Genomic DNA, 26,062 nt, shown 5'->3' on the forward strand with positions numbered 1-26,062 from the left:
AAATGACAAAAAAGGAAATTAAAAAATTTTCGTATGGAAGTGTAGCGAAGGTAACGGTTTACTTCGCAATCATACCTGCAATAATGTATTGGTTATTATCCATGATTGGAATTGTAGGGACCTTTTCGATGGGCGATGGTATGGGGACCCTCGTTGCAATCGGATCTTTATTAGGCATTGTCATATTTGTAGGGATTTATGTATTAGTTGCACTGCTAAGTGCTTTAATCTACAATTTATTTGCTGGAAAATTTGGTGGACTTGTGATTACTGTGAAAGAAACAGAAGAATAAGGCATTTGCTATGTTACTTGTCAAGATATGAAGAACGAGTATTATTTGTTACACAAAGATACCAGATCACAATTTTTATAGTGATTTGGTATTTTTTAGACTAGACCAGTGATTTTAATAATAATCGATACAGTGGATACGTCAAAATCCTGAAGGTGAGCGAAAATAGCGAGACAAGAGCGAAAAAGTCTGGAAGGCGATCGAAAAATAGCTAGACATGAGCGAAATAGTCTCGAAGTTGAGCGAAAATAGCTAGCATGAGCGAAAAAGTCTGAAAGGTGAGCGAAAATAGCGAGACAAGAGCGAAAAAGTCTAGAAGGCGATCGAAAAGGAGCTAGACAAGAGCGAAAAAGTCTGGAAGTTGAGCGAAAATAGCTAGCATGAGCGAAAAAGTCTGGAAGTTGAGCGAAAAGGAGCTAGACATGATCGGAAAAGTCTGGAAGTTGAGCGAAAAATAGCTAGACAAGAGCGGAAAAGTCTGGAAGTTGAGCGAAAAGGAGCTAGACAAGAGCGAAAAAGTCTGAAAGTTGAGCGAAAATAGCTAGCATGAGCGAAAAAGTCTAGAAGTTGAGCGAAAAATAGCTAGGCATGAGCGAAAAAGTCTGAAAGATGAGCGAAAAGGAGCTAGGCATGAGCGGAAAAGTCTGAAAGGTGAGCGAAAATAGCTAGCATGAGCGAAAAAGTCTGAAAGATGAGCGAAAATAGCGAGACAAGAGCGGAAAAGTCTGAAAGGTGAGCGAAAATAGCCAGACATGAGCGGGAAAGTCGCGAAGTTGAGCGATATCTTGCCCAGCAGCAGTTTCCAGGCAATCTCAATTAGTTTGTACGTTCAATCAATTCAGATACTGTTATCGTCTTATATTCATTTTCATCTAAAAACTCCAATATTTTTGGTAGTGCTTCTACAGTTTGGCTTCGGTTTCCTCCTGAATCGTGTAAAAGAATAATATCGCCTGAAGAAATATTGGATGTGACATGATTTACAATTGCATCAACACTGGGGCGATCCCAGTCTTTTGGGTCTTGATCCCAAGACCATAAGACAACGGTATATCCTTGTTCGCTTGCGATGGCAACAATTTCATCATTATACACGCCCTCCGGTGGGCGGAAATTAGTAGGCGATGTACCAGTGATTTCATAAATAATGGTTGCTGTTTTAGCGAGCTCTTCTTTCAAGTTCTCTGCTCGATAATCATGGTTAAATGTATGATTTCCAATTTCATGATTTTCTAAATACTGTCTGTAAATAAGGTAGGGATATTTTTTGGCGTTGGAACCAGCGACAAAGAAGGTTGCTTTGGCATTGAATTTGTCTAAAATGTCAAGAATGAGTGGCGTATATAACGGACTTGGCCCATCGTCAAACGTTATTGCAACCACTTTTTCATCCGTATAACCTTCCCATATAACATCTCCTGACTTCTCATACTTTATTCTTTCTTCTGTATATGCATGTAGGTTTTCAGTAGTCGGAAAAAATGATAAAAGCAGATAAATTAGTAACATAGCATATTTAAACATAGAATTCCTCATTTTCTATAAGGATAATGTATCGTGCATTGCTTTTTACCGGAAGAATCCCACCTTAGAATTGAATTAGAAGGGATGCGTTGTAGTGCAGGAGGGAGATCGCAGTATTTAAATCCACTTTTTTGCACTCTAGGAAATTATGGATTATAGTATAAGAAAAACTACGGCCATCGCCATAACGACTTGGCGATAGCTAACTACGTTTTTCTAAAGAATGAACAAGGAAACCCCGACTGAAGTCATTTTATACTATGTACAAATATGCTTCTTTTATGCTCTAACTGCTCAAAAAATATCCCACCAAATTTTGACCGCTGTAGCAAAAATGAGTACTGCCAATAACTGTTGCAGTATCTTTGTATTTATACGCTTTCCAAATTCTGCGCCAAGTGGAGAAGCGATTAAACTGGCAACAATCATAATGACCGCGGGGATAAATAATACTTGATTGGTAGCTAGCTTCCCGACTGTAGAACCAATGGAAGAAATAAACGTAATGGCAAGTGAGCTGGCGATTGTCATTCTCGTTGGTATTTTTAAGACGGTAATCAGAATCGGAACGAGAATAAAAGCGCCTGCTGCCCCAACAATGCCAGCTGCGATTCCGACGATAAAAGATAAACCAGCTGCAAGCGGCTTATTGAACGTTACGTCTTGTAAATCCGTATTATCATCGTTACTTTTTGGTAGTAGCATCATAATAACAGCGATAGTAGCTAAGATGGCGTATACAATGTTAATGGTAGACTCCGCTAAGATATTGGAACCATAACCCCCAATTAATCCCCCAAGCAAAATACTAATTCCCATGTACAGAATGAGTGATTTATTCAAATATCCACCTTTGCGATACGCCCAAACACCACCAATCGTAGCAAAAAATACTTGTACAGCACTAATACCTGATACTTCGTGTGCGCTAAAAGCTACGAATCCGAGGAGGGGAGGGATGTACAGTAACATGGGATATTTAATGATCGAACCGCCAATTCCTACCATACCTGAAATAAATGAACCGATAAAACCAATGAAAAAAATGAGTAACATAAAATCAAAACTCAATTGCTTTCCCTCCGCTGTTTTGTTAGTTGACTATGAGAACTTGCCATGGCTACTATTTCTTATGAAAAGTGATTTCCCCATTGTGGCAAGTTTTTTATTCTGGGTATAAGGTGCTGTAAGAAACCCGCTACAAGCATTGGAAGATGTGAGCTGAACAAGTCTAAGTGGGAGATAACAGCACCTACGTCCGCGATTTCGTTCACCTAACAATCAGTGTGGGAAGAGAGAAACTTCGACCCCCCCTCTGATTGAAGGTTTACTTTATACAAAAAATAAACAACTATATTGTGTGATAATGATTCGTTAGACCGTATTGGATTAATTCAGATTTACATTTTAACTCGAGTTTGTGCATAATATTTGCTTTGTGGTTTTCCACTGTTTTTGGACTAATAAATAAACGTTGCGACATTTGTTTATTTGTATAGCCAAGCACAGTAAGTCGAACAATTTCTTTTTCCCTAACAGATAAAATCGAATAATCTTTTTTGCTATGTTTAAATAATTTAGCGATTTGATCTTCAGGTAAGCCTACTTTATAGTATTTTTCGCCACGATGGACGGCATGTATGGCTTCATGTAATTCGTTGCCTTTACTATTTTTTAAAATGTATCCCCCAATATCGAGTTGAATGGCCTTTTGTATGTATACTTCTTCATCATGCATCGTTAAAAGAACAATATGGACATGTTTGTGGTTTTGTAAGATAACTTCAGAAGCTGTAAATCCATCTATCCCATTAGGCATGGATACGTCCATTAACATAACATCAACTTCCAATTGATGCATGAGCTGTATCGCTTCGTCTCCATCTTCTGCTTCGCCAACAACTTGAATATCCGGATAAGCTTCGAGCAATAACTGAAGTCCTCGACGAATTAACCGATGATCATCTACAATGCATACACGAATCATAGAAGGTGATCCTCCTTTGGGACTGATGCACGAATAATGGTACCTTGTTGTAACTCAGAAGCAATTTGAAATGAACCTCGAAGTAAATTCACTCGTTCTTCCATATGTTTTAGGCCTAATCCCATGGAACGTTTGCTTGTATCAAACCCTTTTCCGTTATCTCGTATGGTTAATTCTAGTTTATGAGGCATGTCTATAAGTTCAATGACAACTTGTGTCGCGTTCGCATATTTAATCGTGTTGTGTAAGGCTTCTTGAATAACTCGGTATAAATTAATCTCCATTAAAGAAGGAAGTCGATTTTTTAAGGTGGTGGTGAAAGTAATCGTAATGTTTGGATTACTTTTTTCTAACGTATGCATAAGCCCTTGTATCGTTGCAACTAATCCCAAACGATCAATACTCTGGGGCCGTAGTTGATAAGAATAGGCTTTAATATCGTTCATCACGTGATTTAGTTCATCTTGCACTTCATCGACATAGCTTTGAATTCGCGTATCATTTACAAAGGATTCAATGGCTTGTAAAGCGACAGAAATACTGTAGAGTGCTTGACCAACCCCGTCATGAAGCTCTTGGGCAAGCCGCTTATGCTCATTTTCTTTTGCTTCAATTAATTTTTGGATCATTTTTTTTGAGAGTTGTGCTTCTTTTTCTTTTTGCATGAGAGATTGGTCGCGTAAGACAAGTAAATACTCTTTTTCATGTGTTGTAGCATCGTGGAACATTAATGCGGTGCTCATTTCCACATTAATTTTTTTACCATGATACGTCGGCATATCAGAAAGAAAATAAGGCACTTCATCATGCGCAATTAAATAACATTTATTTTCATTTCCTTGTAACAAACGCGTTTCACAAAAAGAACAATACGGTACACGATCATGTAATAACCAGCCTGTTAATTTCTTTGCAGAAGGATTCATAGCTAAAATTTTACGACTCTGATCCATAATTATGATCCCATCTTGAATGTTTTCGAAGATTTGATGTAAATATTTATTCTCATATTGAATAGAACACACGGCGATTACCCCCTTTACGTACAAAAAATAGTAGCACTTCTCCTTTCATTATAGGCGATGACTTTCCTCTTTTCTGCATCTGTGCTTGTATGTTATTGTACAAGCCAATGATTTAGTAAGGGAGTCAATGATTAGATTGGTATATTCAAAGCCCTATAGGAGTATATGTTTGTATCAACCAAACGAAACCTTCCGTCATGAATAAGTATTTGGAAAAGGGGGCTACTCTTTTCCAGCATACCCCCGTTACCTTCGTGTTCCGTTCTCTTTCGCTTAGCTATCTTGCTCCGTCCAAGCAGTATATCCGCCTGTCACGTTTTGTACATGTTTATACCCTTTAGCTTGTAATAAGCTCGCTCCAATTGCAGAACGACCACCTGACTGACATGTAAGGAGAATCGTGCCATTATTTGGAACTTCGTCAAGGCGATTCTTTAATGTTCCAAGCATGATGTGTTTTGCGCCTTCGATATGCCCTTCATCCCATTCTGATTGATTGCGAACATCAATGAACGTGATAGCTTCTGTTTTTAGTAATTGTTTCGCTTCTTGTGGTGAGATATTTGCATATGATTCTAGATTTTTCGCTTGTTTGATAGCTTGCTCCGCATCCATAAATCCTCTAACTAAATCAATTCCAATGGAGCGAAGGGCAGTTAATATGTCATCCGTTTGATTTGGATCACATAACAAATATAAAGGTTCGTCATAATTGATGAGCCATCCAGCCCAATTTGTAAATGACGGGTTAAATGGAATGTTGATCGTACCTGGTATATGTTGCTGGCTAAATGCTTCTGCTTCACGTGTATCCAAAACCTGTGCTCCATCATTTAAGAGTGTTTCAATTTGGTTTCCATCAGTTATAACTTCTGGTTTTTCCAGATCGCGAAGGATTGCTGGTCCTACTTTATTAACATGCTTCATAATCGCAAAGTAGACAGGCGGCTCCGGTTGTCCTGCCAGTAATGCTTTTATAAAGTCCGTTTCATTCTCGTGCTGTAATGCCCAATTAAATCGTTTTTCATAGCCGACAGTAGAAGATGGAACTGCTCCGAGCGACTTTCCACATGCACTACCAGCTCCGTGTGCTGGCCAAACTTGTAAGAAATCCGGTAACTGCTTAAATCGTTCTAATGAATGGAACATGTCTCTTGCGCCAGGTTCACTCGTTCCTTGCACGCCAGCAGCTTTTTCTAGTAAGTCAGGGCGACCGACATCTCCGACAAACACAAAATCCCCTGTGAAAATGCCGATCGGTTCGTCGGCATTAGCGCCGCCATCCGTTAGTAAGAAGGAGATACTCTCTGGTGTATGCCCTGGTGTATGCATGACTTTAAACGTTAAATTACCAAGTGTAATTATATCGCCATCTTTTAGTAGTTTATAAGAAAAGCTATTAAGGTTTTCATATTTCCAATCTGCATCCCCTTCATCGGATACGTACAAGGTAGCGCCTACGCGATCAGCAAATTCCCTAGCACCAGATACATAGTCAGCGTGAATATGTGTTTCTAGCACACCTACAATTTTCAATCCTTCTTTTTCAGCAGTAGATAAATATGCTTCTATGTTACGAGCTGGATCAACAACAACCGCTTCTCCTTTTGCTTGGCATCCGACCAAATAGGATGCTTGGGCTAACTTATCATCATAAAAATATTGTAATAACATGATAGACAACTCCTTTTTATATCTCATATTTAAATAAGACTTGTTGAAAGCACGTTGATTTTTAACATTTACTGCTTAATTTAACGTCAGCACTAGATTATTTTTTCGCTTTTAAAACGTCTAAAGTAGCTTGCATATATTTTAAATATTTTTGTACATGAGGTTCTTTCATCCATTTGATAATGGTAAAAATAGAAATGTGTTGCTCGATCGATTCGTGTCTCGTTTGCACGGCTTCGAAGAAATCTTTTACTTCCTTCTGTTGTTGTATGAACGGAAGCTCTGCCATCGATGTTTTTATTTGCTCCATGGATTGTTCATCATGGACAACATGTTTGATAAACAAGGCAATCTTTTCTATTTGCTCGACCATTTCTAGTATAGTAGGCAGTTTGGCTAATAAAGCGACAAGCGCTTCCAATGATGATTCATCGATTCTAGATAACTGTAATCGTTCCTCTAAAGCTTCCATCGTAGTTTGGTCTTTTACGACATCCATCGAAAATTGTGTCAATTGCTCTAGCGATTGTAACGTGCGTTCGATTTCAGGTAACCGATGAATAATACCCGTTAAAGCTTGATGGATTTCCGGTTGTTTTAACTCATGAAGAAGGTCTTTATTTTCATCTGAATGGATAGCAGTATGTGGCATTGTTTCATCCCCCTTCTCCGTTTACATAATTCCTTTTAACATGCCATCCCAATACATAATTGGCAAGAAATCTTTTTTGAATAAATACATACTTTTTCTCTCTACTGCTTGGTTAAATGGCATCGATTCTTGTGGATTTTTATTATAATCAAATTCGGCTAAAATTAAGCTATTATACCCTGTTACAAGTGGGCAGGAGCTGTACCCGTCATACGTTGCTGCAAGCGGTTTTTCCTTTATCGAAGAAATAATATTTTGTACAACAACAGGTGCTTGTTTACGAATCGCCGCTCCGGTTTTCGATGTCGGTAAATTACTACAATCACCAATGCCGAAAATATTCGCATATTGAGTATGTTGTAACGTATACGGGTGCACATTCACCCAGCCTCCATCATCTGCAATTGGGCTATCCTTAATAAAAGATGGTGCTTGCATTGGTGGCGTAACATGTAACATGGAGAAGGAGACGGTTTGTTGCTCGCCAGTTTCTAATGATTCGAAAACGGCTACTTTTTCTTCGCCACGTACTTCAATTAAATGATGACGAAAGTGTGGTTGAATCTGCTTTCGGTCAATGACTTTTTCTAAGGCATTACGGTACTTTTTAACATCAAAAATGGCAGGGTTCGCCGAATAAAATAGTACATTTGCTTGATCCCGAACACCGGTTTTTTGAAAAGATTCTTCTGCAAGATACATAATTTTTTGTGGTGCGCCACCGCATTTTACTGGTGAGTTTGGATGCGTAAATATAGCATTTCCGCTTGTAAAGTTACGAATAACTTCCCATGTATAAGGAGCGTGCTCAAAAGCGTAATTACTGCAAACGCCATTTTTCCCTAACGTTTCTGGTAATCCTTTTATTGCTTGCCAGTTAATGTCAATCCCTGCTGCAACAACAAGGTAGTCATATTGAATATGGTTGCCTTCTTTGGTGTAAACGTTGTTATTTGTTGGATCAAAGGAAACCACTTCTTCCTGAATCCAGTCTGCCCCTTCTGGTATAACACTTTCCATGGATCGTTTTGTCGTCTCGATATTAGAAACACCTGCCCCGACAAGTGTCCATAAAGGTTGATAATAGTGCTCTTCTGCTGGTTCAATAATTGCTATTTTATGCTTGAAATGTTTGGAGTAATGTAACAGCTGAGCTGCAACTGTTATGCCAGCAGTACCGCCACCTACGATGAGAACTTGATAATGTTTGGACATATGTCTCCCCCTCGCTTTACAAAGTTATTTTTCATATCTATATTTATTGTACGATTGAATAGCTTCTCATACTATAGGGGGTTTCCCTTATTTTTTACTTTGAGGAAGTATAAAATTTCCCATAGGTATATGTGTAGCCAGTAGCATAGAGGTTATAACTATATTAAGAAAAACATGACACATAATTTAGGGAGTTTGTTTAAGATCTGGATAGGTTACATGTAAGCGGAGATGTCACCTAGAATCCCCAACTTAAAGATATAGAAAAGGGTTGGAAAGAACAGTCGCTCATCATTTCTGTCAATAGAAATATCCATAGAAGACATAATCGTGTGAATCACGATATATCGAGCACGAGTCATGGTTTTTTCTATTCGACAAGCGATTTGTAAAAGTTTCGAGTTGTATATCGATGGCTGTATTTCTGCTCGTCGGTGGGCGGGCAGAGAAAACCGATTTTTTAAAGCGCAATATATAGGTGTTTTTATTTGGAAGGAAGGGAATATTGACAAGATATGCAGGTGTTTTACAACTCTAAAATGATTAAAAGGGGAGAAGAGCCTGTAATATATGAAGGAAAGATGGTGCTTAAATACGTTTTGTTTATGCCCCATCTTTTTTGCATTTTCATGAAAGTTATACACGATAAAAAGGATAGAACTTTAACAGACGACGAAGGATCGTGTCATGGAAGCTTAGCGGTAAGCTTGGATTTACCAATATCGTATTTGTTATGTTCGCTTTACTTCTACTTTCAATGAGAACCCTTTTTTTACAAGAAAAACAATCCCTAATGCAATAAAAGTTAAGCCTATTTTTTTCAACGTTATTCCTCCTCTTATCGGTTTACTGCATCTAATTGGAAAAGCATTTATGTCAAAAAACCATCTACACAACCTGGAGAATAAAGGAGGCTTGTAAATTTTTAAAGTATGCGCTTTCCTCATAGACGCATCGATTTTTTTGAAATGTAGTACAACTTTTTAAAAATTTTACTTCGACTTGCGAAACGTCTTTAGATTATGAATTTTAAATAAATACATCTTGTTTAAATTAATTCATTGTAGAATGATAACTTCTAGAACAACTATTAGAGAATGTTTAAGTTTTGATTTACTTGATTTCTATATTCATGTAACCGTTTTTGTGAAAATTCAGTTGTTACTTTAAATTGGTTAGCAACATTTGCAATTGCATCTTCATGATATAGAGGGAAATTTACCTTTTGTAACATGAAGGTTGGTATTGCTAAATGTAGAGCAATATAGTTTGCTTTATGTTCCTGCAAACTTTTAAATAATTTTGGCATAAATAATTGTATCCCTACATGTGGAAGGACATGTGATAATTCATAAAAAAATAGTTCTTTCTGTTTTTCACTCGACAAATAAGGGTTTAAATATATGGTTCCTCTTTGTTGTAGGCAAGGTTTTTTTTGGTAACTTATATAAATGTTTAATTTTACCGCAAGTTCTTCAATAGGATATTCTGGTTCTGTAATTCCTAGTTTCATATAAAGATTTTTAATACCTTCTTCTAATGGTGTAGTTCTATAACTCATCGTAGACCCCCGACATAGTCAAAATCTCTAATTTTACCCTTTTGGTAGTTAGCAAGCGCCTCATTTTGTTAAATAGTGAACGAGATTATTGGTGCGTAAGGACACACAAAGGGAAAATCATATTTCTACATAGTTCAACTAGTATAAGATTTGTATCGCCTACCTTTTCATTGTTAGTCATAGTAATTAGAATATCGGAACTGTTAAGAGATTTATAAAGTCTTACGTAGTAAATGTAAGATAATACCTTATATGTCATGTGTTGTAATCCAAATTATAGCATAAAAAAATGAAAAAGGAAGTAGGTGGAACAATTGAAAAATGAAAAAAGTCCAACATGTTTCCATATAAGTAACTAAAATGACCATTTATATACCCTAAGTTGTTAATGATAACACAAATTGATGCATAGTAGACTAACTTATCAAACATTTTTAATTCAGAGTGTGTGCAAATAATAGGTATTTGTAATTATAAAATATAAAATAAGTCACGCTATTTATAGATTAATACTTTTATAATAGAACATTTTTATATGAAAGGAGAGCATGAAACGATGTAGTATAAAGAATATGAAAAACTCCCCAAAAAACCTATATAAGTGACATTTTTTATGTAATTTAATTTTTAACCAATGTCTATGTTTTGACTTTTTTAAGTAATTTTGTAGGTATTAATACCTAAACATTCAACCGAGAATGAGCCGATTGATTCATTGTCATATAATACAATCTACGATACTATTATTCCACAAGAAATACCAATAGTTTCCAAAAAAGGAGTGATTGCAAATGCAAAAGAAATGGCTTCATCGAATGGGTTTGATCACCTTAGCTACTACATTAATTGTAAGTAATGCTCAGGTAACCCATGCTACTGATTCAGGGGATGAATGGGAAATTAATTCAGATGTTGAGACGAAATGGGAGCAAGAAAATGAGCAAAAAGGGCCTTCGTTTATTAACGGAGAGTTATCCGAACGAAAAGTGACGAAAGAGGCAGATGTAAGGAAGTTTTTGCTAGAAAATAAAAAACTCTTTAAAATTAACTCGGAAACAAAACTAGATTTTATAGAATCTAATGTAGATGATATAGGGATGACTCATTACATTTATAAACCGAAAATTCAAAATATACCAATAGATAATTCTAAAATTGCCGTACATGTGAATAAAGACAAAAAAATTACAGCAATTAACGGGGAGTTTCATCCTAATGCTCCTGAAAAATTAACAGAAAAACAAAAACTAACTAAACAACAAGCAATTAATAATGCATGGAAACACATTGATATAAAGCGTAGTGAAGCAGATAAAAAAATGGCATCATTAACTGGAGAAACGTTTAATACGCTGGAAGAAACTGCTGATTTAGTTGTCTATCATGATGATAATAAACAGTACACGTTAGCATACCGCGTAGAGCTTCAATTTGCCAAACCGGAACCAGCGTACTGGAATATTTGGGTGAATGCAGAGAGTGGAGAGGTTTTAAAAGCGATCAATCAGGCGCAAGAAATTTCTTCTACTGGAAGTGGAATAGGTGTCCTTGGACATCAGCGACAGTTAAATACGTTTTATCATCAAGGGGACTATTATCTCTATGATACGACAAAACGAATGAATGGCGTCATTGAAACGTTCACGAATCAAGGAAGAGGCGATAGAAATCTTCCAGGTGTTTATGTGAAAGATGAAGATAATCGTTTCACGAATCAAGAACAACAGGCGGCTGTTGATGCTCATTATCATGCTGGACAAGTATTTGATTATTACTATAATACATTTGGTCGGGTTAGTTATGATGACAACGGTTCGACAATTCGGTCGATAGTTGATTATGGAAACAACTATAATAATGCAGCATGGCTTGGTGATAAGATCATTTACGGTAATGGAGATGGAAGAAGTTTTGCTCCGTTATCTGGTGCAAATGATATTGTAGCTCATGAGCTTACACATGGAGTGATTGACGAAACAGCTGATCTTGTCTACGCCAACCAATCTGGTGCGTTAAATGAATCGTTTGCTGATGTTTTTGCCTATTTTGTGGATGGTGATTGGTTAATTGGTGAAGATGTATATACACCTGGTATTGAAGGGGATGCACTACGCAGTTTAGCTAACCCAACAAGGTATAATCAGCCAGATCATATGAACGATTATCAACATTTACCAAACACCCGAGACGGTGATTGGGGTGGAGTTCATATTAATAGTGGAATTCCGAATAAAGCGGCTTATTTCACTGTTCATGGTATAGGTGTAAGTAAGGCGGAACAAGTTTATTATCGTGCATTAACGACCTATTTAACGCCGAATAGTAGTTTCCAAGATGCAAGGCAAGCACTCGTTCAATCTGCTCAAGATTTGTATGGGGAAAGCGCTGCTCAGGAAGTTGCTCGTGCGTGGGACCGCGTTGGTGTAAACTAATAAAAAGGTAAAGAATGAATTTGAGGTACAAATGAGTGAGAAAACAGCAGGTCGAATGTTGTCAAGGCGTGATGGCTCAAAAAGCATAAGCTGTTGCTTTTTGAGCCTGCTGTTTTGCATGTGAACAGTTTTGGGTTCATCTGTCTGATTTGGCGACACATTTGCTTGGTACGATGAAACACGAAGTAGTGATCGTTATAAAGATAGATAGATTGATAAATAGGTATTTATCTTCACTAGTGTATGGAAGCGGCAGGTAGTTTAAGAGGTTTTACATGGAGTAGCGGTCCATGATAGCATGTTTGGCTCATCAATTGTGCTCGCCAAGCTCCATGTCAAACCACCTACGATTCTTTCTTTTGGCTATACTACCAACATGACATAACGAGGATCCTCGTTTTATCTTTCTATATCTTTCAAACGAACTTTATTTAAAGTACATGAAAATGAGTCATCACTCGCTCTCTAGTTGTAGACATGTTAGATATACTTCTTTGACTTTGACAGGTCATTGCTCCGTATATGAGACATGTCTTTTTAACGTCGAAAAACTATCACCAACATGAGGAATGTGCGTAGGTGGCTAGGGTATGCGAACGCTGGTGAAAGAAACACGCTCGATATGAGTGCCGGAATTAGAAATACAATGGATATGTGCGTGTTAGAAACAACGTACGCTTAATATTGGAGTTCTGAAACTAAAGATAAGTCCTAGGGTGCTGGAATCAGAAAAAGGCGCCTAGACGATAGGAATGCAAGCACTGATGAAATACGCATATCGATACAAACGTTTTAATATGCGTCCCCAATTGAGAAATTTGCACAACCTCTAGAATAATTTAAGAAGTTAGCTTTATTTTTCTGACTATTTATGTGAACACGACTTGTTGTTGAAAAAATTTTTGGTTTATAAAGAATCTAAAAACTGTTCAAAGAACAATTTATCGCTTATAATAGATGAAAATCATATATATAGAAACCACAAGGGGAGCCATTTGGCTGAGATGAAACGAAATGTTTGAGACCCTTTGAACCTGTTTAGTTAGCACTTGCGTAGGGATGTGGACAACAATGTTTAGGTTTATGCATAAAATGCTAGTTCGATTTAGGTGCAGGAAGATCCTGTATGTAAAGCGGGCATTTGTAAGCATTTACCTTCTACACAATAAATGAACAACTACGTCGAACAATGATGCTTCCCTTGGGGTTTCCGTGAAAGGGGAGCTTTTTTAATGAAAAATATTCGCTTATTAGTAATGGTTGAGGCGGCTTTTTTTGCAGCATTCGCAATGATTTTGGATTTTCTTCCTTCCATTAAATTATCACCAGCTATATCCATTTCTTTTGCTATGGTACCCATATTTATTCTTGCATTTCGGAGGGGGATGCTAGCAGGGATATTAGCGGGTTTCTTATGGGGGTTGTTACAGGTGATGCTCGGTGATGCAACAATTCTCACACCGACCCAATTTTTAATTGAATATTTTATTGCTTTTGCTAGCGTTGGTTTTGCAGGATTACTCTCGCCATTCATTCAAAAAAGTTTTGCAAATGGACGTAAAAAAGTGGCCTTGACATGGGGGGTAGCAGCAGTGTTTGTGGGCAGCATGGCAAGGTATTTTTGGCATTTTCTTGCAGGTGTCATTTTCTGGGGGGATTACGCTCCTAAGGGAACTTCGCCACTCGTTTATTCTTTTATCGCCAATGGCACGACTTTTGTAGGTGCATTTGTTTTTTGCGCAATTGTTTTAGTGGTGATTTTAGGTAGTGCTCCGCGGTTAGTACAAGCGGAAACAGTTACATTGAAAAATCTAAAAAAAGCTTCTTAAATCTAGTTGAATTCTTTTTCAGACTACAAAAGAAAAGACGAGAGCAGCAGTTTTATTTCAACTCATGCTTTAAGAAGGGGAAGATCTAAGCTGGTGCCTAAATCCCTGGTTAGTTATGCCAATTAACTGGAGTTAAAAGATGTTACCGTTACAATAATTAGAATTATAAGTCTCTGAATAGGAAACGAAAAGCAAATTATAAAAACTGTTGCAAATCGTTTTTGTTAAACGTCTGCAACAGTTTTGGTTTTTAGAACGGATTCGTAGCCCATTGTAACGACTGTTTAATAAACATTCTCGGATGCAATTTTAATTGGGCTACCATGTATTCAGCTAAATCTTCGGGTTGCATGTATTTATCGTCATTTTTCTCCGCTAACTTTTCGCCGAAAGCAAGCTCTGTAGCAACAAGGCTTGGATTTAATGTGAAAACGCGAATGTTATTTCTGCGCACTTCTTGCATTAAAGCTTCGGACATACCTTGAATGGCAAATTTGGAAGCGCTGTAAGAAGTCGAACCTGCTGTCCCTTTTAATCCGTTACTGGAAGAGATCATAATAATATCGCCTTGATTCTTCTTGAGCATATGTGGTAAGACGGCGCGAGTAACGTGATACGTACCGAAAACATTCACTTCTATAGTTTGTTTCCACGTTTCTGGATCCATTTCTAGAAAATCGCCATATGCTCCAATACCTGCATTATTTATTAAAATATCTGCAGACCCAAGCGACGTTTCTAGCTTCGCAACAGCTTCCTCTACTTCTTCCAACTTTGCTATATTAGCAACAGCATAACTGGTATTAACGCCATATGTTTCTACTTCTCTTGCAACAGCTTCCAATTTGGATTCCGTACGCGCAATGAAGCCTACATGAACACCTTCCTTAGCAAGAGCAAGTGCAGTTGCTCTTCCAATACCGCTACCAGCACCTGTAATATACGCCGTCTTTCCTTTAATTTGTTGCCCCATCATAAGCCACCCCTCTCCATTGATTATTACTTGTATTGTAAGTATATCTATTTGAAAGAATAGATTCAAACTACACATTTCTATCATTAGAAAATCACTCCCACACGTCGGAAATCGCTCAAGCACGTTGAAAAAGCGCTCAAGCACGTCGAAAAGTAGCTCGTCGTGATCCGAAAATCGCTCATGAACGAGTAAAAGTAGCTCGCCATGATCCGAGAATCGCTCAATCACGTCGAAAAGTAGCTCGCCATGATCCAGAAATCGCTCAATCACGTTGAAAAAGCGCTCGCCGTGATCCGAGAATCGCTCAATCACGTCGAAAAGTAGCTCGCCATGATCCAGAAATCGCTCATGAACGAGTAAAAGTCGTTCGCCGTAATCCGAAAATTGCTCAAGCACGTTGAAAAAGCGCTCGTCGTGATCCGAAAAGCGCTCAAGCACGTCGAAAAAGCGCTCGCCGTGATCCGAGAATCGCTCATGAACGAGTAAAAGTCGCTCGCCATGATCCTGAAATCGCTCATGAACGAGTAAAAGTCGCTCGCCGTGATCCAGAAATCGCTCAAGCACGTTGAAAAAGCGCTCGCCGTAATCCAAAAATCGCTCAAGCACGTTGAAAAAGCGCTCGCTGTGATCCGAGAATCGCTCAAGCACGTCGAAAAGTAGCTCGTCGTGATCCGAAAATCGCTCATGAACGAGTAAAAGTAGCTCGCCATGATCCGAGAATCGCTCAATCACGTCGAAAAAGCGCTCGCCGTGATCCGAAAAGCGCTCATGAACGAGTAAAAGTCGCTCGTCTCCTGGTTAAGTACGTTTAACGCTATAAGGAAGTAGCCGGTTTAAAATAAGTTACTTTTAAACGAAAAAGAAGACTGAATAACTATCATTATCTCTAGTACTCTTTGCTATATTCAATATTCATTTATATTTTAATTATTTAAAAATGCATCGATTAATGGCATTTACTGAATGACGTATTATTGCTTCTCCCTAATATAGAACGTTTAAACAACAAATTGCTCACTCTAAATGTAAACTATCACGTTAGTGAAGTTGACAATATTCTTTTTTCCAAGTACAATTTTGAAAAAACATGAACGTTTATGTGAAATGGGGGGATTTATTAACATGGAACAGCAACGAAAAAGACTTCGCCTCATGCTTAACTGTGCTTTGTTTGCAGCACTCACAGCTATTTTGGCACAAATAGAAATACCATTACCACTAATACCGATAAGTGGACAAACTTTAGCAGTCGGAATTACGGCAACTATTTTAGGCAGTAAACAAGGTGCGTTAGCGATGATTTGCTATGCGGTAATTGGAGGTGCAGGGGTGCCTGTTTTTGCTGGCTTTAGCGGTGGCGCACATGTGTTAGTCGGCCCTTCAGGAGGATATATTTTTGGTTTTATTGCTACAGCATATGTTACAGGTTTCATTCTCGAAAAGACAAGCTTTCGTTTCCAAAATGCTTTAATTGCAAATATAATAGGTATGTTTATTACATTAGCATTTGGGACAACGCAATTGAAAATTATTTTAGATCTTTCATGGAATGCAGCATTAGTAGCTGGGGTCTATCCATTTATCATCGTTGGATTGATGAAAGCTGCATTAGCTAGCTGGATAGGAATCGCTGTACGAAAACGTCTCGTACATGCTAATTTAATTTTGGAAACGAAACAAGAGGTAGTATAAATAAGGAAGAATAAATTTGTTAAACAAATGAGCCATTATTAGAAATTGCCTATTGGAAAAAACTGGACGAGTGGCTTTTCACATTTTTTAAAAAGCCCTTCTTCGAAAAAGCGCTCGCCTCGAATGTAAAATCGCTCATTTCGAATGAAAAATCGCTCGCCCCGAGCGTAAAGGCGCTCATCCCGAATGAAAAAGCTCTCGCTCCGAGTGTAAAAACGCTCATTTCGAACGAAAAAGCGCTCGCCCGAGCATAAAGACGCTCGCTCCGTAGGAAAAAGCGCTTGCCCCGAGCGTAAAATCGCTCATCTCGAACGAAAAAGCGCTCGCCCCAAGTGTAAAGGCGCTCACCTCGAACGAAAAAGCGCTCACCTCGAAGGAAAAAGCGCTCGCCCCGAGCGTAAAGGCGCTCATCTCGAACGAAAAAGCGCTCATCCCGAGTATGAAATCGCTCATCTTGAACGAAAAAGCGCTCACCCCGAGCGTAAAGGCACTCATTTCGAACGAAAAAGCGCTCGCCCCGAGCGTAAAGACGCTCTCTCCGTAGGAAAAAGCGCTCGCACCGAGCGTAAAGACGCTCTCTCCGTAGGAAAAAGCGCTCGCCCCGAGCGTAAAAACGCTCATCTCGAACGAAAAAACGCTCGCCCGAGCATAAAGACGCTCGCTCCGTAGGAAAAAGCGCTCACCCCGAGCGTAAAATCGCTCGCTCCGTAGGAAAAAGCGCTCGCCCGAGCATAAAGACGCTCGCTCCGTAGGAAAAAGCGCTCTCCCGAGCATAAAGACGCTCGCTCCGTAGGAAAAAGCGCTCGCCCCGAGCGTAAAGGCGCTCATTTCGAACGAAAAAGCGCTCGCCCGAGCGTAAAGACGCTCACCTCGAACGAAAAAACGCTCACCATACGCAAGAATTAACCCTCCATACTTCGGAAAATTGCTCTCTCCATTCTCATGTTGGCTAAATTGCGCACGCATAAGTAAATAATTCCTTCCATACAAATTAGCGTAGACAGAAAATCATGAAAACGTTAACTTTTTTTGACAATTGCTTGAAAAGAATTGCAAATTGCTCCTATTCATGTAAAAGTTATGATAGCTATAAATGAAGGGGCAGTCGAGAACTTACAATGTTAAAAAGTTTTATTTCATATTAAGGAAATTAGAAGTTTTAAGTGAAACGTAGACTCTCCATGGAAGCTTGGCGTTAATTCACGTTTTTCTAATTACTCGAATGAACATAATAAAACGTATATTGTAATGATCGACATAGCAATCGTTAATTTTTATTGAAAATACGTGTAAACGTGGGGGGATTATTACTATGAATATGGCATTAATTATTTTCTTATTTTGTTTATTTCTTGTTGCTCTTGGGGGCACGTTGTACGTGTTTAAGCAGGAAGAGAGAAAAATGAAGCAATATGAAGCAGAAGGTGAAACCGCTCAAAGTGAATTGCAACGTTCGATGGAATATGAAACGAAATCGTTGAAATCAAATGTGCCAATACTCATCTGGATATATGCAGTGACCATTTTGGTAGGATTGATTGCGTTTTTTGTTTATGCATTTTAGGGCTACTCGTTGCAGAAGCTATTTACGAAACTAACTATGAACCTTTTTGGCAAATTTTTGCTGGAAAGGTTTTTTTGTGGTCAAAGAAATTATAAAATTTAGCAGCTGTGGATGAACTTACTAAGTTATTTAGCCACGTCTGGCTCGAGCGCCCAGCAACTAGGCGATTTCACTCCATTGCCCTACGATAAGTCATCATTGGTTCGTCAACATCATCTCAGCATGATTCCTAAAACTTTCGTTGATTCGTTCCACTTTCTACGTTGCTAAACGGGCGCCCCGAGCCTTTGTTCATGGTGATGTAATTTTAAATTTGAGAAATTGGCAAAAAACGGGTGGTTATAATCTCTAACTCAGTCCCAGCTTTTAATTTTGCAGCAGTTTATATTTGTTATACATTTTTCATAAGCATACATATTGCATAAAATACAATAGGGGGGTATAGTATAAGTGTGAGTAGTAAAAAATAAGAAATGGAGTTGATATAGATGACAACGGCAAAACCAGAACATCCTGTAACGCCTCGAACAAAGGATGAAATATCCGCGATAACGAACCGGCTGAAAAGGGTAGAAGGTCAAGTTCGAGGCGTGCAGAAAATGGTGGAAGAAGATAGATATTGTATTGATATTTTAGTCCAAATTAGTGCCATTAATGCAGCGCTTAAAAAAGTAGGTTTTTCCATTGCGGAAAGGCATACGAAGCATTGTGTATCGCATGCAGTACAATCAGGACAAGGGGAAGCAGCGATTGATGAATTAATGGAAGTGTTAAAACAGCTGTCCAAATAAAAAGGTCATGCACTCCTAAAAGTGTTCTTTTAAAAAATATTCACTTTGAAAAGCAAAATTTTTAGCCTTCTGGCGAAATAATCTAAAGTATAAAATCTTTAAGCTGTATCGTGTATTTGCTCGTCATAAAGACTTAGCGATATTATTTTCTTAAGGTATGAGTCAATAAGTGAGGTGAAGGAGAATGCAAGAGAAGGAACATGTAACAGTTGGAGTAACTGGTATGACTTGCGCGGCCTGTTCTAGTCGCATAGAAAAAGTACTGAATAAGGTGGACGGCGTAGAAGCACAGGTGAATTTAACAACCGAAAAAGCAAACTTAAATTACGATCCGGAAAAAGTTTCCTTAGAAGATATTACGGAAAAAATTGAAAAACTAGGGTATGGTGTGGAAACGGAAAAGGTTGAATTTGATATTACGGGTATGACTTGCGCAGCATGTTCGAACCGGATTGAAAAAGTCTTGTCCAAACAACAAGGTGTGGAGAATGCGACAGTAAATCTTGCTAATGAAACAGCTGTTATCGAATATCAGCCGTCATTCATTGACGAAGAAAAATTGATTGGCATAGTTGAAAAATTAGGTTACCAAGCCCAGCCAAGAGCAAATAAAGAAGAAAAGCAAAGCCATAAAGAAAAGCAAATCCAACGTATGAAAACGAAACTTATCCTATCGGCTATTTTATCTATACCTCTTTTGGTAACGATGCTTGATCATTTGTTTGGACTTAGCCTACCAAGTATTTTTATGAATCCGTGGTTCCAATTTGCTTTAGCGACACCTGTACAATTTATTATTGGCTGGCAATTTTATGACGGCGCATATAAAAATCTTCGTAATAAAGCAGCCAATATGGATGTACTCGTAGCTTTAGGAACGAGTGCTGCTTATTTTTATAGTTTATATGAAGCAATAAAAACGATTGGCAATCCTGACTATATGCCACATCTTTATTTCGAAACAAGTGCGATTTTAATTACGCTTATCTTGTTTGGAAAGTATTTAGAAACAAAAGCGAAAAGTAAAACGACGATGGCAATTTCTAAATTATTGAATCTACAAGCAAAACAGGCACGTGTCATTCGAAATAATGAAGAAGCGATGATACCTGTTGAAGAAGTCGTTCTCGGTGACCGACTTATTGTGAAGCCAGGAGAGAAAATACCTGTAGACGGCGTTGTTACCAAAGGACGTACGGCTGTTGACGAATCGATGCTTACTGGTGAATCTTTACCTGTGGAAAAAAATTTAAAAGATACAGTAATTGGCGCAACGATGAATAAAAATGGAACAATAGAAATGGAAGCGACTAAGGTAGGAAAAGATACGGCTTTAGCTTCGATTGTAAAAGTAGTGGAAGACGCACAAGGCTCAAAAGCACCGATCCAACGTTTGGCAGATGTTATTTCGGGTTATTTCGTACCAATTGTTGTTGGTATCGCAATGCTCACATTTATTATTTGGATTGCTTTTGTGACACCAGGGGAGTTGGAGCCAGCATTAGTCGCATCCATCGCTGTGTTAGTCATTGCATGCCCGTGTGCACTCGGTTTAGCAACGCCAACATCAATTATGGTCGGAACTGGTAAAGCAGCCGAGCAGGGGATTTTGTTTAAAGGTGGGGAACATTTAGAGCGTACGCACCAACTAGATGCTATCATTTTTGATAAAACAGGAACAATTACCAAAGGGAAACCAGAAATAACAGATTTCACGGGCACGGATGAAGTTTTACAGTTAGTTGCAAGTGCGGAAAAAAGTTCTGAACACCCATTAGCAGAAGCAATTGTTTCTGGGGCAACAGAAAAGGGCTTGGAGTTATTCGATACGGAAGAATTTCAAGCAATACCGGGTCACGGTATTTCTGCGCAAGTGAATGGAAAAACGATTCTTGTAGGAACAAGGACTTTAATGGAAAAATACAACATTGCTTACCAGCAGGAAGAAACGACCATGCAATCCTTTGAAAAAAATGGGAAAACTGCCATGTTAATTGCTGTAGATGGTCAGTTTGAAGGAATTGTCGCCGTAGCGGACACGGTGAAAGAAACAGCGAAAGAAGCGATTAGTCAGCTACAAGACGGAGGACTTGAAGTTATTATGCTAACAGGCGATAATGAACGAACAGCGAAGGCAATCGCCAAGCAGGTTGGTATTGATCATGTGATTGCGCAAGTTTTACCAGAGGAAAAAGCGGATAAAGTAAAAATGATACAGGAAATGGGCAAGCATGTAGCGATGGTTGGTGATGGTATTAATGATGCTCCAGCATTAGCTGTTGCTGATATTGGTATTGCAATTGGAACAGGTACAGAAGTGGCAATAGAAGCTGCTGATGTAACTATTTTAGGTGGCGAATTATTATTGATTCCAAAGGCGATTAAAGCAAGTCATGCAACGATAAAAAATATTCGCCAAAACTTATTTTGGGCTTTTGCTTATAACACAGCAGGAATTCCGATTGCAGCAGTTGGCTTACTTGCACCTTGGATTGCAGGTGCGGCAATGGCATTTAGCTCTGTAAGTGTCGTATCAAATTCCTTACGATTAAAGCGGGTAAAGCTATAGGGAAAAAACATTTCCCTATTAGCTTCTCTATAAATATTTCAACAGGAACTGATTAAACGCTATTCGTACGAAAAGCATCGATAGTTGTTGTTTGATCAGACTTGTTGAAGATAAATCTTAAAAATATTGAAAGGAGATTTGCGCTATGCAAACAACTTTAGATGTAAAAGGAATGACTTGTGGTCATTGCGAGAAAGCAGTAAAAGGAGCACTCGAAGCATTACCAGGTGTGACAGGAGTAGAAGTACATTTAAATACAGGAAAAGTAGATGTAACTTATGATGATGTACAAACAAACATTCAAGCAATGCGGGAAGCAGTGGAAGAACAAGGTTATGATGTTGTTGTATAAATAATGCTCATAAAGGCATTGTCTTAGGTTTTTGCAGTGCTTTTTAAATACAGAAATAGGTAATATTTTTGCGGGAAATTTCAAAAAAAACTACTAATGGAAAAAAATATTACAAATTTTAGATGTATACACTTGCATTTTGTTTCAGAAAAGGGTAAAGTTAAAGGTGCAAAAGGAAATTGAAGTTTGGATATAATACTTTACGATCTCTTTATCAAAGTGGTGTAAAAGTATTCATGATTCAATTACTTTGCACGATATTTGAATAAGGAGGTCATTTTAATGACTGGTAAAGTAAAATGGTTTAATGCAGAAAAAGGATTCGGTTTCATCGAGCGTGAAGACGGAGACGACGTATTTGTTCACTTCTCAGCTATCCAAGCTGACGGTTTCAAAACTCTTGAAGAAGGTCAAGACGTTGAATTCGAAATCGTAGAAGGAAACCGCGGACCACAAGCAGCTAACGTAACTCGTCTATAATAGATAATAAAAAAGCTTATCTCCAATAGGAGATAAGCTTTTTTTCTTTTGTTGTCTAGGAAATTAAAAAAATTTGCAGCTGTGGATAAACTTACTAAGTTATTTAGCCACGTCTGGCTCCAGCGCCCAGCAACTAGGCGACTTCACTCCATTGCTCTACGATAAGTCATCATTGGTTCGTCAACACCATCTCATCATGATTCCTAAAACTTTAGCCGTTTCGTTCCACTCGCTACGTTGCTAACCGGGCGCCCCCGAGCCTTTGTTCTTGCAATAAAGAATGATGCAGGGAAAAGAAATATATGGATGCTTTGGATGCGGACCGAAGCCAAAGTAAAAGTGTTTCGGCATATATCGAGAACCGCCCATCGTTGGTAACCGTGCGAGCGGAGGTTAGAAATTTGTGTGGTATATATCAATGTCGCTCAATAAATAATTCATGCGTTCTATATAAATAACTATGGGGCAAAAAAATAGAAGCTTAATGGTTCAGCGTATAAAAGTAGAAGTATTTCGTCTTATACATCAAGTTGTTACTCACCTTGTATGCATTTGAGAGCGTAAAGTTGTCTGTTGCTCTACGATAAGTCATCATTGGTTCGTCAACACCATCTCATCATGATTCCTAAAACTTTAGCCGTTTCGTTCCACTCGCTACGTTGCTAACCGGGCGCCCCCGAGCCTTTGTTCTTGCAATAAAGAATGATGCAGGGAAAAGAAATATATGGATGCTTTGGATGCGGACCGAAGCCAAAGTAAAAGTGTTTCGGCATATATCGAGAACCGCCCATCGTTGGTAACCGTGCGAGCGGAGGTTAGAAATTTGTGTGGTATATATCAATGTCGCTCAATAAATAATTCATGCGTTCTATATAAATAACTATGGGGCAAAAAAATAGAAGCTTACTGGTTCAGCGTATAAAAGTAGAAGTTTTTCGTCTTATACATCAAGATGTTACTCACCTTGAATGCATTTGAAAGCGTAAAGTTGTCTGTTATCACATAGCGATAATGCATTGACACATAATCATGCATCCTTATATTGCCATGTATGTACCAGCTGCACCCACGCATACTATTACTGAACAGTATTTACTGTTCTACTACTTTTCCCATTAGGAGTGTTTCCGATGGCTCGACGAAACCGTAATCAGTTAGAAGTGCCAGGTGCAGAAAAAGCAGTCGACTCTCTAAAGTATGAGATCGCTAATGAATTTAATGTCGATCTTGGAGCCGATACTACTGCAAGAGAAAATGGTTCCGTGGGTGGCGAGATGGTGAAGCGTATGATAAAAATGGCGGAACAAGATCTCGCAAATAGACAGAAGTAGTAAATGAAAGGGAGCGTGCATCTGCGCGCTCCCTTAATCTTCGTTCTCGCAAAAGGGTCACACATTTTTGTGCTACATATATTATGTGGATATTTAATGAAACTACACCGTATTATGGTTTTTTGGATAGTTGTGTTTAAAAAACATTTTCTTCAATGTTTAACCTGTATTAAGTTATAAAAATTTATGTCTTTTCTATTTGATTCACTTCTGTATAATTAAAGTATATATTTTGTTAGGAGGTCATTAACGTGCAAAAAAGACAAACGATTTTTCTCAAACCAACAAGTAGGGGTGAAAAATTAGGATAAGAAAAATAACGGATTACCCAACATGCTGTCTGCAAAAATGTCCATGGAGTTAAGCGGTTGTATTTAAAACGCGCTTGAAAATGCTTTTTATTTTCAGTTGTAAGTCATTTCAAATGGGATATATGTGGTTTTTGCATAGCATAGATAAAAAATGGGTAAGCAGAGTTAAAAAAATTCCATCGTTGTTCACTCCTGCTTGTTTATAGCGAAATAAACAGGAAGCAGGAGGATGAAACATTGAAACAAGGTACATTAGCTTCACGAAACATTCGTGTGTTATTTTGGGCGGAATTATTTGGCAGTGTTCGATTTATTCAACCAGTCTTAGCATTATTTTATTTTTCTCGTGGACTGGATGAAGCATCTATATTATGGTTATTACTCTTTTGGAGTACTGGCGTATTAATTGGTGAAATTCCAACAGGTATGTTTGCGGATCGATATGGTGCTAAAATGTCGTTTATGATTGGAGCATTTCTAAGTATTATTAGTCATGCAATGTTAATTTGGGCATACGACCCATGGGTATTTGTCATTAGTAGTCTTTTAAGTGGATTCAGTGTAACGTTTTTTAGTGGTGCTGATGAAGCTTTTATCTATGAATCTTTAAAAGAATCAAATGAAGAAAATATGCTAGATAAAGCACTTGGAATTATCCAATCCGCGCAATTTATGGTCATGGTTATTGTATTAATACTAGGCGCTATTATAGCTCAAGATTTGACAGATGAGCAATTTGTCCTGCTTATTGCATTAGGTGTTTTTTTTCAAAGCTTGCAAATTGTATTGTTAACTTTTGCAAAAAATCCACCAGAACATGGGAGCTATCGCGAAAATCCTTTTAAACAAGTGAAAGAAGGGATGTTAGCGATAAAAAAAGCACCTCAGCTGTTATGGATGTTTTTAAATATCACACTGGTATTTATCCCATCTGTAGCAATTTTTGATAACTTTAGTGACAAGTTACTTCTAGACGCCGGCTTGCCTGTCTATTTCATTGGTTTTTCGCTTGCGGGACTTTCCGTATTTAGCTTTTTCGTTTCTCGGTCTATTGGGTGGATGACATCTCGCATTTCTCGAATTCTATTTTTATATATAACGGGTGCTCTTGCCGTATTCGGATTGTTATTAGCGGCTTTTTACCGTGAAAATCTTTGGATTTTACTCCTTATTATGGTTTTGCTTCGATTTGTTGGCGCTGTACGCTACCCGGTATATGCGCAATTAGCTAATGATATGATTCCTTCAAAGGTAAGAGCAACAACGATCTCATTGCTGTCTATTATTGATTCGGTTTGTGATTTGCTTGTTTTTAGTAGTGTGGCGACAATAGCAGTTTTCGGCTTTGACAAATTATTTCTAGCTGCTGCTGCCATTGCATTCGTAGGAAGTTTACTTCCATTACGACAAGTAAAAAGGGAACGAAACTAGCTTTTTTTTGTACTTTAGCAAATTTTTTACGGGTTAATAGTATAAGCAAAACGATAGTATTCTGTCGATATAAGACTTTGATAGCTAAGTTTTTTAAGTGACTTTGGAAAAGAACGAAGAAGGACTACTTCGACACTGACACCGAAGTAATGGCAGGACTTTTTTTAATGGTTCCTAACATCAAGTTTGATAATAGGAACCATTTCTTGTTTCATCTGTTGAACAAAGCACTATTGGATAAGCAAAATGATAGTATCATAACCGCTTGGTGGATCAAATTTATCCAACAGATTAAAAAGAGGGGCTTGTCCTCTTAAAACCATGGGACAAGTTCCCTTAAATGTGTTGAGATAAAACTGCATTGCTTCGAGCG

General features: G+C 38.2%; 21 protein-coding genes and 1 riboswitch. Of the genes, 11 read left to right on the forward strand and 10 right to left on the reverse strand.

What is annotated here, in order from left to right:
* The first annotated feature begins 2 nt into the window (after positions 1 to 2).
* Entirely contained in the window at positions 3 to 293 is a 291-nt protein-coding gene (locus D9780_RS01665; RefSeq protein ID WP_116278189.1) for a hypothetical protein, read from the forward strand.
* An 816-nt stretch (positions 294 to 1,109) separates the two neighbouring features.
* On the opposite strand, the gene D9780_RS01670 is transcribed toward D9780_RS01665, so the two are convergent.
* The 8 genes from D9780_RS01670 to D9780_RS01705 form a co-directional block, all read right to left on the reverse strand.
* The gene (locus D9780_RS01670; protein WP_121639051.1) at positions 1,110 to 1,817 is read right to left on the reverse strand and encodes a polysaccharide deacetylase family protein; all 708 of its coding nucleotides are present in this window, start codon (positions 1,815 to 1,817) and stop codon (positions 1,110 to 1,112) included.
* Between the two features lie 294 nt (positions 1,818 to 2,111).
* Positions 2,112 to 2,873: a sulfite exporter TauE/SafE family protein gene (locus D9780_RS01675; RefSeq protein WP_205601126.1), complete on the reverse strand. Its 762-nt coding sequence runs from the start codon at positions 2,871 to 2,873 to the stop codon at positions 2,112 to 2,114.
* A 295-nt stretch (positions 2,874 to 3,168) separates the two neighbouring features.
* Positions 3,169 to 3,804 (reverse strand): response regulator transcription factor, encoded by a 636-nt coding sequence (locus tag D9780_RS01680; RefSeq protein WP_073006471.1) that lies wholly within the window; start codon positions 3,802 to 3,804, stop codon positions 3,169 to 3,171.
* Positions 3,801 to 4,829, reverse strand: a complete 1,029-nt coding sequence (locus D9780_RS01685) for an ATP-binding protein (protein WP_240458761.1) — start codon at positions 4,827 to 4,829, stop codon at positions 3,801 to 3,803. Before D9780_RS01685 ends, D9780_RS01680 begins: the two co-directional genes overlap by 4 nt.
* A 273-nt stretch (positions 4,830 to 5,102) precedes the next feature.
* A complete protein-coding gene (locus tag D9780_RS01690) occupies positions 5,103 to 6,503 on the reverse strand; it encodes an MBL fold metallo-hydrolase (RefSeq protein WP_121639053.1) in 1,401 nt (466 codons plus the stop codon).
* Between the two features lie 97 nt (positions 6,504 to 6,600).
* Positions 6,601 to 7,155 carry a hypothetical protein gene (locus tag D9780_RS01695; RefSeq protein ID WP_121639054.1) on the reverse strand — a complete coding sequence of 185 codons (555 nt, stop codon included), beginning with the start codon at positions 7,153 to 7,155 and terminating at the stop codon, positions 6,601 to 6,603.
* Positions 7,156 to 7,176: 21 nt separating this feature from the next.
* Positions 7,177 to 8,370, reverse strand: a complete 1,194-nt coding sequence (locus D9780_RS01700) for an NAD(P)/FAD-dependent oxidoreductase (protein WP_121639055.1) — start codon at positions 8,368 to 8,370, stop codon at positions 7,177 to 7,179.
* Positions 8,371 to 9,460: 1,090 nt separating this feature from the next.
* Complete coding sequence (locus D9780_RS01705) at positions 9,461 to 9,931, reverse strand: ImmA/IrrE family metallo-endopeptidase (RefSeq protein ID WP_073006488.1); 471 nt, start codon at positions 9,929 to 9,931, stop codon at positions 9,461 to 9,463.
* A gap of 791 nt (positions 9,932 to 10,722) precedes the next feature.
* Here D9780_RS01705 and D9780_RS01710 point away from each other — a divergent pair.
* A complete protein-coding gene (locus tag D9780_RS01710; RefSeq protein ID WP_240458762.1) occupies positions 10,723 to 12,363 on the forward strand; it encodes a M4 family metallopeptidase in 1,641 nt (546 codons plus the stop codon).
* Positions 12,364 to 13,337: 974 nt separating this feature from the next.
* A riboswitch (TPP riboswitch) is annotated at positions 13,338 to 13,440 on the forward strand.
* Between the two features lie 155 nt (positions 13,441 to 13,595).
* Complete coding sequence (thiT, locus tag D9780_RS01715; protein WP_121639056.1) at positions 13,596 to 14,192, forward strand: energy-coupled thiamine transporter ThiT; 597 nt, start codon at positions 13,596 to 13,598, stop codon at positions 14,190 to 14,192.
* Between the two features lie 250 nt (positions 14,193 to 14,442).
* Here thiT and D9780_RS01720 read toward each other — a convergent pair whose 3' ends face one another.
* Positions 14,443 to 15,165, reverse strand: coding sequence for a 3-ketoacyl-ACP reductase (locus D9780_RS01720; RefSeq protein WP_121639057.1), 723 nt, complete (start codon positions 15,163 to 15,165; stop codon positions 14,443 to 14,445).
* Positions 15,166 to 16,290: 1,125 nt separating this feature from the next.
* On the opposite strand from D9780_RS01720, the gene D9780_RS01725 reads away from it, so the two are divergent.
* Positions 16,291 to 16,860: a biotin transporter BioY gene (locus tag D9780_RS01725; protein WP_121639058.1), complete on the forward strand. Its 570-nt coding sequence runs from the start codon at positions 16,291 to 16,293 to the stop codon at positions 16,858 to 16,860.
* Between the two features lie 219 nt (positions 16,861 to 17,079).
* On the opposite strand, the gene D9780_RS21285 is transcribed toward D9780_RS01725, so the two are convergent.
* Positions 17,080 to 17,826 carry a hypothetical protein gene (locus D9780_RS21285; protein ID WP_205601112.1) on the reverse strand — a complete coding sequence of 249 codons (747 nt, stop codon included), beginning with the start codon at positions 17,824 to 17,826 and terminating at the stop codon, positions 17,080 to 17,082.
* Positions 17,827 to 18,172: 346 nt separating this feature from the next.
* Here D9780_RS21285 and D9780_RS01740 point away from each other — a divergent pair, with 346 nt between their 5' ends.
* The 7 genes from D9780_RS01740 to D9780_RS01770 all read left to right on the forward strand — a co-directional run bounded on the left by D9780_RS01740 (position 18,173) and on the right by D9780_RS01770 (position 25,689).
* Positions 18,173 to 18,424 carry a hypothetical protein gene (locus tag D9780_RS01740; protein WP_116279041.1) on the forward strand — a complete coding sequence of 84 codons (252 nt, stop codon included), beginning with the start codon at positions 18,173 to 18,175 and terminating at the stop codon, positions 18,422 to 18,424.
* Between the two features lie 488 nt (positions 18,425 to 18,912).
* Complete coding sequence (locus D9780_RS01745) at positions 18,913 to 19,215, forward strand: metal-sensing transcriptional repressor (protein WP_073006498.1); 303 nt, start codon at positions 18,913 to 18,915, stop codon at positions 19,213 to 19,215.
* 184 nt (positions 19,216 to 19,399) lie between these two features.
* Complete coding sequence (locus tag D9780_RS01750) at positions 19,400 to 21,784, forward strand: heavy metal translocating P-type ATPase (protein WP_121639059.1); 2,385 nt, start codon at positions 19,400 to 19,402, stop codon at positions 21,782 to 21,784.
* A 145-nt stretch (positions 21,785 to 21,929) separates the two neighbouring features.
* Positions 21,930 to 22,136 carry a copper chaperone CopZ gene (gene copZ / locus D9780_RS01755; protein WP_073006502.1) on the forward strand — a complete coding sequence of 69 codons (207 nt, stop codon included), beginning with the start codon at positions 21,930 to 21,932 and terminating at the stop codon, positions 22,134 to 22,136.
* 282 nt (positions 22,137 to 22,418) lie between these two features.
* Complete coding sequence (locus tag D9780_RS01760; protein ID WP_050351294.1) at positions 22,419 to 22,616, forward strand: cold shock domain-containing protein; 198 nt, start codon at positions 22,419 to 22,421, stop codon at positions 22,614 to 22,616.
* A gap of 1,130 nt (positions 22,617 to 23,746) precedes the next feature.
* Positions 23,747 to 23,947, forward strand: a complete 201-nt coding sequence (locus D9780_RS01765) for an alpha/beta-type small acid-soluble spore protein (RefSeq protein WP_073006504.1) — start codon at positions 23,747 to 23,749, stop codon at positions 23,945 to 23,947.
* Between the two features lie 548 nt (positions 23,948 to 24,495).
* Positions 24,496 to 25,689, forward strand: a complete 1,194-nt coding sequence (locus D9780_RS01770; RefSeq protein ID WP_121639060.1) for an MFS transporter — start codon at positions 24,496 to 24,498, stop codon at positions 25,687 to 25,689.
* Positions 25,690 to 26,062 lie beyond the last annotated feature (373 nt).

Source organism: Virgibacillus sp. Bac330 (assembly GCF_003667845.1).
Classification (GTDB): domain Bacteria; phylum Bacillota; class Bacilli; order Bacillales; family Amphibacillaceae; genus Virgibacillus; species Virgibacillus chiguensis.